Source organism: Candidatus Methylomirabilota bacterium, from assembly GCA_036002485.1.
Taxonomy (GTDB): domain Bacteria; phylum Methylomirabilota; class Methylomirabilia; order Rokubacteriales; family CSP1-6; genus AR37.
The window spans coordinates 1-7,018 of record DASYTI010000089.1; the positions used below are offsets into that span (position 1 = coordinate 1).

The 7,018-nt window shown below is 67.4% G+C and carries 7 protein-coding genes; 3 read left to right on the top strand and 4 right to left on the bottom strand.

All coding sequences use genetic code 11. The annotated features are described in order from the left end of the window. Positions 1–163: 163 nt before the first annotated feature. Positions 164–826, bottom strand: a complete 663-nt coding sequence (locus VGT00_08750) for a hypothetical protein (protein HEV8531490.1) — start codon at positions 824–826, stop codon at positions 164–166. A 346-nt stretch (positions 827–1,172) separates the two neighbouring features. Between VGT00_08750 and VGT00_08755 the strand changes: the two genes are divergently transcribed. From VGT00_08755 to VGT00_08765, 3 genes are all read left to right on the top strand, one after another. Next, entirely contained in the window at positions 1,173–1,334 is a 162-nt protein-coding gene (locus VGT00_08755; protein HEV8531491.1) for a hypothetical protein, read from the top strand. A 47-nt stretch (positions 1,335–1,381) separates the two neighbouring features. Further along, positions 1,382–2,557 carry a mandelate racemase/muconate lactonizing enzyme family protein gene (locus VGT00_08760; GenBank protein HEV8531492.1) on the top strand — a complete coding sequence of 392 codons (1,176 nt, stop codon included), beginning with the start codon at positions 1,382–1,384 and terminating at the stop codon, positions 2,555–2,557. Positions 2,558–2,819: 262 nt separating this feature from the next. After that, positions 2,820–3,983 (top strand): LLM class flavin-dependent oxidoreductase, encoded by a 1,164-nt coding sequence (locus VGT00_08765; protein ID HEV8531493.1) that lies wholly within the window; start codon positions 2,820–2,822, stop codon positions 3,981–3,983. Positions 3,984–4,075: 92 nt separating this feature from the next. Here VGT00_08765 and VGT00_08770 read toward each other — a convergent pair whose 3' ends face one another. Genes VGT00_08770 through VGT00_08780 form a run of 3 tightly spaced genes read right to left on the bottom strand, consistent with a single transcriptional unit; the run spans position 4,076 to position 6,695 of the window. Next, positions 4,076–4,417, bottom strand: a complete 342-nt coding sequence (locus tag VGT00_08770; protein HEV8531494.1) for an EthD domain-containing protein — start codon at positions 4,415–4,417, stop codon at positions 4,076–4,078. Then, positions 4,414–5,121 (bottom strand): ankyrin repeat domain-containing protein, encoded by a 708-nt coding sequence (locus VGT00_08775; GenBank protein HEV8531495.1) that lies wholly within the window; start codon positions 5,119–5,121, stop codon positions 4,414–4,416. Before VGT00_08775 ends, VGT00_08770 begins: the two co-directional genes overlap by 4 nt. Before the next feature lie 2 nt (positions 5,122–5,123). Then, positions 5,124–6,695 (bottom strand): ankyrin repeat domain-containing protein, encoded by a 1,572-nt coding sequence (locus tag VGT00_08780; protein HEV8531496.1) that lies wholly within the window; start codon positions 6,693–6,695, stop codon positions 5,124–5,126. Positions 6,696–7,018: the final 323 nt, after the last annotated feature.

A 7,018-nucleotide genomic window follows, 5' to 3' on the forward strand; every position in this document is an offset into this window, starting at 1 on the left:
GCTCAAAATCATCTTCGTCATGTGGAGCCGCCACGTCCCGTACGACGAGACACACCACCTGGCCACCATCGCCCGGCAACGAATGCGGCAGGCCGCCTGATCATGAAAAAAACTCTTGACACCTCATAGGAAGTCTCTCCCCCGATGGGGAGAGGGATTCAGGCTAGAGCTGGAAGGTCTTCACGTAGATGCCTGGTGAGCCCTGAGCGTGGCGCATGTGCGGGCGGATCTTCTGAGTGACGGGCGAGGCGTCCCGCTGCGCCAGCCAGGGCGCGCTCTCCGACACCTTGGGGTGCTCGAACTCGTAGAGCGTGAGATAGGTCGGCGTTCCGGTGACGGCGCGATAGCGCCGGCCGCGGATCACGCCCGGCACCTTCTCGTAGTTGGGCACGTAGATGGTGTTGTACCAGTCGTTGAACTCCGCGTCGACTTCCGGAGGCACGTCCATGCGCCCGATCTGAAGCGAGGGCGCCATGCCGCTCTCGGCAATGCCGGGCGTCAGCGTCTTTGGATGGATCATCGTGTAGATGTTGCGGATGAACGTGGTGCCGATGACTTCGGGCGAGCAGCGCTTGGTCCAGGGCGTGGGATTGGCCTGCACCTTCTTGTACGGGGCGCTCTCGAGCACGGCCGGGCTCTCAAGCTCGTAGACGGCGAGGTGCTTGGGCCCGCCCTTCACGGCCTCGTAGCGGGCGCCGCTCAGGAAGCCGGGCACGGCCAGGCGCTCCTTGAGGTGCTCCTCGTTGTACCAGCGGTTGAAATCGGGTTCCTTGTCCGCGGGAATGTCCGTCCACACCATCAAGAGCCCGGTACCTTTCTTGGCCATACGTTACCCTCCTCGAGGATCCCCCTCACCCTGCCCTCTCCCCCAATGGGTGAGAGGGATTGAAAAGGCGATCTCACTGGTCGGTGATGGCGCTCTTCTACTCCGGCGACCTCACGGTGTCAACGCCCCCGCGCGGTGGAAGCCGAGCCAAGCGCGGGCCGGCGCAGCAGGGTGACGGCGAGCGGGCCGAGCACCAGGGCCGCGCCCAAGCCTGCTCCGATGACGGCCAGGCCATAGCCCAAGGCCGGGCCGACGGCCGGAGCGATTCATCAGGCGGGAGAGCGGCCAGCTCGCGAGGGCGGATCCCAGCCCGCTCACGGCGACGGGCAGGCCCGACCAGGTATTCGTGCCCATGATGCTGGCGGCCATGATGCTGCCGATGGCCATCGCGATCGATTGGGCGGTGCTCCCGCAGACCTGGGAGACGAGCAGCGTGGTCATCAACTTCCCGCGGACCGAAGGGCGACCGGACGTCGTTGTCAGGGCGGGCATGGGGCGGGTGACGTGACCGACGGGATCGTATCACGGCGGGCGGATTCTGGTAGAGTCACTGCCGTGGGCGAGCTCTCGTACCTCGGCCTTCGCGTCAGTCGCGTGACGCCGTTTCTCGCCGACCTGGGCGGGGGCAAGAACCTGCTCTTCGTCAAGGTCGAGACGGAGGCGGGCCCGCACGGCTGGGGCGAGTGCTACACGCAGGCCGACCGTGACACGAGCATCATCGCCCTCGTGGAAGCGCTGGGCCGCTATCTTGTCGGGCGCGACGCCTCGCACATCACGCACTTCCTCCACGTGGCCTATCACGACTTCGCGGCCAAGCGCGGGGCCATGGATTTCTGGAGCGCGGTCAGCGGCCTCGAGCAGGCGCTCTGGGACATCGCGGGTAAGCGCCACGGCGTGCCGGTGCACGCGTTGCTCGGCGGGCCGTGCCGCGAGCGCATCCGCGTCTATGCCAATGGCTGGTACGGCAAGAGCAAGACGCCGGCCGACTACGCCGCGCGGGCGCGCGAGACAGTGGCCCGCGGATTCAGCGCCCTCAAGTTCGATCCCTTCCCCGGTCCCTGGCGAACGCATCTTTCGCGCGAGCACGAAGAGCAGGCGGTGGAGACGGTGGCCGCCGTGCGAGAAGCCGTCGGTACCGAGGTCGACCTGCTCATCGAGGTGCACCGGCGCCTCGCGCCCATGCACGCGGTGCGTATCGCGCGGGCCATGGAGCGCTTCCGGCCGTTCTGGTACGAGGAGCCCGTCTCCTCGACCAATCTGGAGGCCCTGGCCGAGTGCCGGCGCCAGATCAGCATCCCCGTGGTCACCGGCGAGGAACTCTACACGCGCGCGGAGTTTCGCCGCGTCTTCGAGCTGCGCGCGGCGGACATCGTCAATCCTGACGTCTGCAACTGCGGGGGCATCCTCGAGCTTCGCGCCATCGCGCAGATGGCCGAGCCGTCATTCGTGACGGTCTCCCCCCACAACTACAACAGCACCACGGTGGGCCTGGCCGCGACGCTCCAGGTGTCGGCGGCCATTCCGAACTTCCTCATCACCGAGTACTTCGTGAACTTCGAAGGCCGCGGGCGTGAGATCGCCAGCCCCGGCTTCGAGGTGCGAGATGGCTACATCGCCGTCCCCCAGAGCCCCGGTCTGGGCATCGAGCTGGACGAGTCGGCGCTCGCGCGCTATCCGGGCCGCCAGTTTCCCCCGCGCGCCCTGCCCTCGCCGGCTGACGAAGGCCCGTAGCCTGGACTATGCGCGAACAGGTGCTCCCCCTGATCCACTCAGCCCTCGCCTCGCGGCTGCGCCGCTCAGCTCGAACTGCGGCCCTCTCCCCCGCGACGGGGGAGAGGGATGTGAGCAATCTCGTCGCCCTGCATTTCCTTCTGATCCCTCTCCCCCAATTGGGGGAGAGGGCAGAGTGAGGGGGCGGTAGGGTGAGCGGGCGGTATTGTGAAAGGCGCCTTCATGTACGCCCTGCAGTAGGACAGACCGAAAGGATTCCGCCTTGATCACCAAGTTCTCGACCGTCTACGCCGGCCACGTCGATCTTCCCGACATGGGACAGCTGGCCACCCCCGCCAACGAGCGGCGCTACTCGAACGAGCACCTGGCCACGGTCTTCTCGAAGACCGAGGCCATCGCCCGCTGCATGGACGAGCACGGATACCGCACGCTCTGGCTGGCCGAGCACCACTTCCAGCGCGAGGGCTACGAGTGCCTCCCCAACATCCTGATGCTCGCCGTCCATCTCGCGCATCTGACCTCTCGGCTCCGCACGGGGTGCGGCTTCAACATCACGCCCATGTGGCACCCGCTGCGGCTGGCCGAGGACTACGCCACCGCCGACATCCTCACGGGCGGACGCACCATCTTCGGCGTGGGTCGCGGCTATCACACCCGCGAGGTGGAGACCTTCGGGGCGCCCATGCTCGATGCCGACGCCAATCGCGAGCTCTTCGAGGAGCAGGTCGACATCATCATGAAGGCCTTCCACTCGGAGTCTTTCGCGCACAAGGGCAAGCACTACACCCTGCCCCCCGCCGTGCCGTATCGCGGGTACGAGCTCAAGGAGCTGACCCTGGTCCCCCGCCCCCTCCGCCAGCCCGTGGAATGCTGGCAGCCGGTGGTGAGCGCCAGCGCGCGCGGGCTCGACTTCATGATCAAGCACCGCATCAAAGGGCTGATCGGCGGCGGGGCGGCCACCATGGCGGAGAAGTCGATCTTCGCCTATCAGGATGCCGCGCACCGCGGCGGGCTCGACTACAAACTCGGCGAGGGATTGAGCCTCGGCATCTTCTATCACCTGGCCGAGTCACGCGAGCGCGCGGTGCGCGAGGTCACCCCGTGGTACGAGGAGCACGTCAAGATGTTCGGCCCGCTCGGCTTCGTGCCCGGCATCACCCCGGCGCAGCTCGAGGCGTCCACCAAGCGCGGCGGCTGGGACGCGGGCGGAGTGCCCACCCTCGAGCACTACACGAAGCTGGGCGCCTGGTTCGCCGGCCCGCCCGAGGAGCTGGTCGCCCATCTCAAGTCGCTCGAGCAGAAGTACCCCGGCCTCGAGTACGTGCACCTGAGCAACAGCATGGGCACCCCGCAAAAAGCCATGCTCGAGCAGCTTGCGTGGCTCGGCAAAGAAGTCATGCCCGAATTCACCCGGCGAGCGTGCTAGTACCGACCCCCTCACCCTGCCCTCTCCCCCGAGACGGGGGAGAGGGATGGCAATGGGAACCTCCCCATCGGGGGATAGGGTGAAGGGGCGGGCTAGTGCGACTGCGGGATGATCACCTTCTCCTCGACGATGAAGCTTTTGATCCGGCCGATGAAAAGCGCGCCATCGGCGAACAAGGCCTTGGCTTCCGGCGAGGCGTGCGCGCGCGCCATGGCGGCGCGGTCGTCGTACCAGAGCTCGGCAACGCCGTCGACGTCGATGTCCGCGGTGGGAATATCCGGGCGGGTCGGCTGCTCGAGGATGTGCGACTGGACATAGCGCCGCAATCCCGGCACCGCATGCGCGAGCGGCGCGTGGATCTCGACCCAGTGCTTCATGAACTGCTCGTGCGTCATCCCCGGCTTGCGCGTCAACAGCCCTATGGTCTTGATCACCGGCGTCCCTCCCGTCGCTTCGACAACAAGTTGAACAAGGTCTTGTCCCTGCGATTCGCGACCATGTCCAGAGGCTTCACCCCCTCGCCATTCTTGAGGGTCGGGTCCGCGCCATAGCGCACCAGCATCTCGATGTATTTCCGATCGCTGTTCTTCTTGAGGAGGAAGTGCAGGGCCGCCATTCCCTTGGAGTTCTGGAAGTTCACGTTCGCTCCATGACGCAGGAGCCTTTCCGCGCTCGCGAAGTGGCTCCATTTGATGGCGCCGAGAAAGGGCGTCTCGTCTTCCGCCACCGGATCCAGGCTTGCCCCGTGCTTGACGAGCAGGTCGACGGCTTCCACATCATCCCGAAAGCCCGCGGACCACAGGCAGTATTCCGGGGTGGATCCCTTCTTCAGGAGGAACTTCGCCAAGGGCAGATTGCGGCCCCGCGAGATGGCATACCAGAGCGGCGTGGCCTTGAAGGCCGTCCCTTCCACGAAGGCCGGCTCATTGACGCCGAAGCCGAGGTCGAGGAGGTACTGAGCCAGCTCCAGGGACCGCCGGCTCGTCTTTTCATGGCTGGCCAGGCTGCATGACAGGTGCAGCAAGTTTCGCCCGCGCTCCTCCTTGACTCGCTTCAGCTCCGGGTGAGCCTCGAGAAGGGACGAGACCGCCTCCACGTTCAATGACCTGATGGACTGAAAGAGCCGCGTCTTGCTCATGCTCACTCTCCATCGGGCACGCCGGCCCGCCGCAAAACGTCCTGCACCGCATCGCTGCCGCCGACGTGATCCGGAAGCCGGGCGCCCGCGGCGATGAGCATCTGGGCGATGGCCGGGTAGTCGCCGTGGGTGATCTCCTCGGGAAGCTTCATGGCCATACCGCCGAAGACGTCGTGGCAGTTCAGGGAGCCGTGGATGGTCGTGGCCAGGGCGTCGCCGCCATACCGGTTGAGCGTGTGGATGTCCGCCCCTCGCTCGACCAGGAGCCTGGCCGCCTCCGCGCCGCCCCGCCAGCAGGCCCAGTCCAGCGGTGCCGTCTCGTCGAGCCCGCCGAGCGCGTTCGGGTCGGCGCCCAGGTCGAGCAGCCGTCGAACCGTCTCCACATCGTTCCGCCCGGCCGCGTAACACAGCAAATCGGGATCGACGCGGGCTGGCGTTCGGTCGTCCGCGGTAACACCACCCTCGTCACCGGCGGATTCACGCAGCAGGGTCACCACGTCCTCGCGGCCGTGACGCACGGCCGAGCGGAGCGGGGTCAATCCCAGATCATCCCTCGCGTTCGGGTCGCCTCCCGCCTCCACGAGCTGCCGGACGATGGCGAGGCTGCGGCCGTACACCACGGCCCGGTGCAGGTGCGTGCGGTCGTGCATCCAGGGAACGCGGAAGTTCGGATCGGCGCCGTGTCGAAGGTACAGCTGTACGCCGACCGGATTCTCGAAGTCGAGCATCCGGGCGAGGCAGTACGAGACCCGCTTCGGATGCGGAGGCGGGCTGGCCTCCAGGAGCAGGCGGAGGCAAGTGACGTCGCCGAACTCCGAGGCGTGATAGAGCGCCTCGAGACCAAACGCCCCCGCCCGAACCTCGCCAACCGGATCACCCTGGAGCTCGTTGACGTCGGCGCCGGCGGCAAGGAGCATCCGCGTGAGCTCGGGATTGTTGGCGATCCCGGCCGCGCCGTAGAGGGCGGACTGGACCCACATCTCGCCCTCCTCGGTGACGGTGACGTGGGCGTTGGCATCGGCGCCGTGGTCGAGGAGGAGCCGGACGACGCGCACGACGCCTTCGGCGCGCCGAACGTCGCTCCGCAGGAAGCGCGAGAAGCACGCATAGAGGATCGGCTCGCGATCGAGGGGGCCGCCCTTGCCGCGGGCCAGCGACGGATCACGCTCGAGCAAGCGGGCGACGTGCTCGGCCGCCCCGCAAACACACGCGGTGTAGAGATCGAAGCGCTCCAGCGCGGGCTCGGCGCCCAGCAGCGTGGACGCCTTGCGCATGTCCCCGCGGCAGGCGGCGCGCACCAGCTCGGCGGCGCGCTCGCGGGTGTCGAGCTGGCGGGCCTCGACGAACTGCTTCCAGCGCGGCCAGCTGGCGAAGCCGTACTCGCGGGCGATGACGAGCTGGGCGTCGTGCAGGGCCGCGGCTCGCGCGACGTCGCCCGCGCGGAAGCGCGGGTGATGCGCCCGGAAGCGCTGCACGGCCGCGGCGTCGCCCTGGCCAAGGGCATCCAGCAGCGCGCGCGCTTGCTTGCGGTCGAACTCCAAGGATGGACGAGGCGGGATGGGCCGGCTAGGCATGGACACGACCTCCTTCATGTACGGCCCGTCGTCCGCACACCGGGCGCTGAAGGGGTCATGACCGCAAGCGCGATTCGAAACCCTTACAGGTGGGACAATCCCTTCACGCGGACCGTGGGTCGCCTGACCGACCGAACGAAAGTATACCCCCGCCCGCAAGACCCCCGCTACGGTATGCTCTTCGCCATGCCCGAGCTCCCCGAGGTCGAGCGCGGCCGGCGCATCGCCATGAAGGTCGTGCTCGGCCGGCGCATCACCGAGGCCCGCTGCTCCGATGATCCCATCGTGTTCGAGCGCGTGCCCGCAGCCCGATTCCGCAAGGC